General features: G+C 34.8%; 3 protein-coding genes. 1 reads left to right on the plus strand and 2 read right to left on the minus strand.

The annotated features are described in order from the left end of the window. Positions 1 to 367: 367 nt before the first annotated feature. The gene (gene pepF / locus ABDZ53_RS07265) at positions 368 to 2185 is read left to right on the plus strand and encodes an oligoendopeptidase F (RefSeq protein ID WP_343755054.1); all 1818 of its coding nucleotides are present in this window, start codon (positions 368 to 370) and stop codon (positions 2183 to 2185) included. 167 nt (positions 2186 to 2352) lie between these two features. On the opposite strand, the gene ABDZ53_RS07270 is transcribed toward pepF, so the two are convergent. Both ABDZ53_RS07270 and ABDZ53_RS07275 read right to left on the minus strand, forming a co-directional pair. Then, on the minus strand, positions 2353 to 2976 hold the full coding sequence (locus ABDZ53_RS07270; protein ID WP_343755056.1) for a DsbA family protein: 624 nt from the start codon (positions 2974 to 2976) through the stop codon (positions 2353 to 2355). A gap of 191 nt (positions 2977 to 3167) precedes the next feature. After that, the gene (locus ABDZ53_RS07275; protein ID WP_343755057.1) at positions 3168 to 3758 is read right to left on the minus strand and encodes a CYTH domain-containing protein; all 591 of its coding nucleotides are present in this window, start codon (positions 3756 to 3758) and stop codon (positions 3168 to 3170) included. Between the last annotated feature and the right edge of the window lie 134 nt (positions 3759 to 3892).

The raw sequence follows: 3892 nt of genomic DNA on the forward strand, positions 1-3892 counted from the left end.
GCAAGTGTTTTTTTGTTTTTCCTTGATATAACAACCATTGTAAGCAATTATTAAAAGAAAGTATTGACACTAACCAAAAATGATAAAGAGAGTAATCGATGAATGGGATCAAAATAAAACCCTCGTTTTTCATACACTACCTAATATCACTAACACAGCTCTTTATAAGCCCATTTTTCAATGGATTGACCATTTAGAGAATGCCCATATATTGGTAAAAGTTGGGAATGGAAAATGGAAGTTTTCTAAAAAGGCAAAGAGAAGGAAAGGAGCTTTATGATAAACAAATTAAAAAATTTGTTTATTCTATTCAAATTCAAAGTATGTTATCATTAAATTGTTCGTATATTTTAAGGGGGGAAACATCATGTCTGAAGTAAAGTCTTTACCTGCAAGAAATGAGGTCCCTATTGAATTAACTTGGGATCTTTCAGTCATTTATGAGTCAGATGAAAAATGGGAAGAGGATTTTAACCAAACTCAGGAGAAAATTGAAGAAGTAAAAGAATTTCAAGGAAAACTAGGAGAAGATGCTAAAACCTTTTTAGAGGCTTTAGAAGCAATATTAAATTTATCTAGAAAAGTAAGCTCGATTTATGTGTATGCGCACTTAAAGAGTGACCAAGATACAACGAATAACACGTATCAGGCAATGAATGATCGAGCTCGCTATTTGGCATCACTGACACAAGAAGCAACCTCTTGGTTCGAGCCAGAAGTATTAGAATTACCTGAAGAGACTTTATCGGATTATTTTGAAGATGAAGAAGGGTTAGAAGTCTATACTCATTATATTAACCAGCTGACAGCCAATAGAGCTCACGTTTTAACAGCTGAAATGGAAGCTTTACTTGCTGGTGCGAGTGAGGTATTGGGATCATCCAGTCAAACATTTAGTGTACTTAATAATGCCGATTTAAAGTTTCCTAAAGTTAAAGGAGAAGACGGAAAAGAAGTTCAGTTATCTCACGGAATGTATGGTCAATTATTAGAGAGTACAGATAGAAGTGTAAGAAAAGAAGCCTTTACTAAAATGTATGAGATTTATGAAGGGTTGAAAAATACGTTTGCCAGCACACTTGGGGCCAATGTTAAAAATCATAATTACCAAGCAAAAGTTCATCACTATAAATCTGCTCGTGAAAGAGCCTTATCTAATAATCATATACCTGAAGCTGTACATGACACATTAATAGATGTAGTGAATGAAAACTTACCGTTACTTCACAGATATATGGAGCTTAGAAAGAAAACATTAGAACTAGATGAGTTGCATATGTACGATTTGTATACCCCCATTACAGGTGAAGCAAGTCTGAAATACTCATATGAGGAAGCGAAGGATAAAACGTTTGAAGGGTTAGAACCCCTAGGCGAAGAATATAAAGATGTTTTAGAAAAAGCATTTAATAATCGATGGATAGATGTGGTGGAGAATAAAGGAAAAAGAAGTGGAGCGTACTCGTCTGGTACTTACGATACGAACCCATACATTCTTTTGAATTGGCATGACTCTTTGAACCATCTCTACACACTTGTACATGAATTAGGACACAGTGCTCATAGTTATTTCACGCGCTCAACACAGCCGCATGTCTATGGAAACTACTCTATATTTTTAGCAGAAATAGCATCTACAACAAATGAAAACTTGTTAACGGATTATTTACTAAAAACGACAGAGGATCCTAAAGCCCGTGCTTATGTCCTTAGTCATTATTTAGATGGATTTAAAGGAACAGTATTCCGTCAAACACAATTTGCTGAATTTGAACACTTTATGCATGAAGAAGCAGCTAAAGGGGTGCCTTTAACAGCAGACTACCTCAGTGAAAACTACAGAAAGATAAACTCAAAGTATTATGGAGATGCCGTTGAAAAAGACGAAGCGATTCAGTATGAATGGGCACGCATTCCGCATTTTTACATGAATTACTATGTTTATCAATACTCCACTGGCTTCTGTGCAGCTACAGCTCTAGCAGATAAAATCTTGAATGAAGAAGAAGGGGCACTGGATAAGTACCTGACTTATCTAAAAGCAGGAAGCAGTGACTATCCAATAGAAGTGATGAAAAAAGCTGGCGTAGACATGACCGATAGAGACTATCTGGAAAGAGCTATGAAAGTATTTGAAGAAAGATTAAATGAACTAGAAAAAGCTTTAGAAGCTATTAAAGAATAACTGATAGCGTAAGGAAGACTATTGGATTTAACGTCTCCTTAATGGATTCAAAAAATAACCGTCTGTTCAAAGTCAAATGACTTCATACAGACGGTTATTTTTGTTATTGAAGGAACGAACGAAAGCATCCTATCTGATTCATGACAGATAGGATGCTTAACCGTTCATTATACCATTTGAAGAAGAGACAAATGTTTCGCTTGAAATTTTTCTTGGACAACAGCTTGATCATCACATAAACCATGTAATAATTGTTTAGTGATAGATGTGTTAATACGGTATCCATATTCAGAATCCGTTCCGGCATATAGGATACAAGATGGGGCGTCTTCCACACCCATATCGAGCGCTAACTGCTGATCTTTTTTGAAAGCTTTTTTTGAAAAATCTGAACGCAAGTCTTCTTCAAACATTTCACGATCCAGTCGAACTTGATCGGCTACTTCAAAGAACAGGTCATCTGAAACTGTTTGATTATCATTTAAAAGTTTGCTTTGCAAGGCTATAAGAAACTGTCTGCCTTTTTTCTTTCCTTGCATAGAGGCTGCTTGAAAGGCAATGCTTGTATGATATGAAGCAGTATAAAATTCATTTCTATTAGATAAGGTTGATTTGACTTTATCGGTTAATATATTCCCAATTGTTCTAAAGTTTAATATGGGAATAAAACGAATACTTACCTTTTCATCTCTTTCATTTGAAAATTCCTCAATAAGCTTTTCAGTTCCATAACAAGATGTTCCTAGTGGGTTTACGAATAAAAAGATTTCTATTTTATTATTTATAAACATAATTTACACGCACCTAATAATATATTTTGTTGGATTACTCTAATTAATAAATTGTTTGAAAGAGCCAAAATTAACATTTAGCTACTTGTTTTTCTTTACATTCTCTAGACTACCAAACAATATAGGTAATTAGTAATAATCTGCATGAAAAAAGAGTAAATTTTATGGCGCGTGTGACATTTTCGTCACAATTATGTTTTATCTGTCCTAGAAGCTTTAAATGCACGGGCTATTTTGTTTTCAGTTTTTCGTTCGGGTATAGAAAAATCAGATAAAATAGTCTGAAACAATTTGGCTCCCTTTTCAATAGAATGGGATTCCACTTCTAATTCATAATCGATTGTATCCGAGTACCAGCTTTTATCCAGTAAAATTAATCCGTCTTCTGTTGTTTTTTCTATTCGCCTTGTTTTTAAATCTGCGATTCTTTTCACTGTATCGATGGAAGGGAGGTTCTCTTTCATTAAGATTGTATTTATCTCTACCGGCACACTAAAAAATCCTCTGCTGATCAGTTCTTCAGCTTCTTCTTTATCCAGTGAAAGATTTAATTCTTTATGGTGGCCTTCAAACGGCGTCTTTAAGGTCATTTCCGCATATTTATCCTTAATACGAATGCGTAGTGCGCATGAATGCTCTTTTAATAGGAAATCGGTCGTATCGAAATAAACATTCGTTTGAACGTACTCCTGAGATGTACTGTCAAACACCTGATTGAGCAATGTCTGATATTCTGCTTCATTCAGTAGATTTTTAAATTCAATTTCAATTTCTTGGTTCATGGTCATCCTCTTTTCTTCATACTATTCTCTGGTGTGCATGCTACGGATATAGTGTAGAATATGTTATGGTTAGGGTGTCAAAACCTAACCGGTTTACTACTTTTCCTTGTTAACAGTGCGATTTTGCCCGCTCT

The organism is Alkalibacterium iburiense (assembly GCF_039521845.1).
Taxonomy (GTDB): Bacteria; Bacillota; Bacilli; order Lactobacillales; family Carnobacteriaceae_A; genus Alkalibacterium; species Alkalibacterium iburiense.

What these genes read in the sequence shown, in the direction of transcription:
- pepF (WP_343755054.1), top strand. Translation starts at nt 368, where the DNA reads ATGTCTGAAGTAAAGTCTTTACCTGCAAGAAATGAGGTCCCTATTGAA.
- ABDZ53_RS07270 (WP_343755056.1), bottom strand. Translation starts at nt 2,976, where the DNA reads ATGTTTATAAATAATAAAATAGAAATCTTTTTATTCGTAAACCCACTA.
- ABDZ53_RS07275 (WP_343755057.1), bottom strand. Translation starts at nt 3,758, where the DNA reads ATGAACCAAGAAATTGAAATTGAATTTAAAAATCTACTGAATGAAGCA.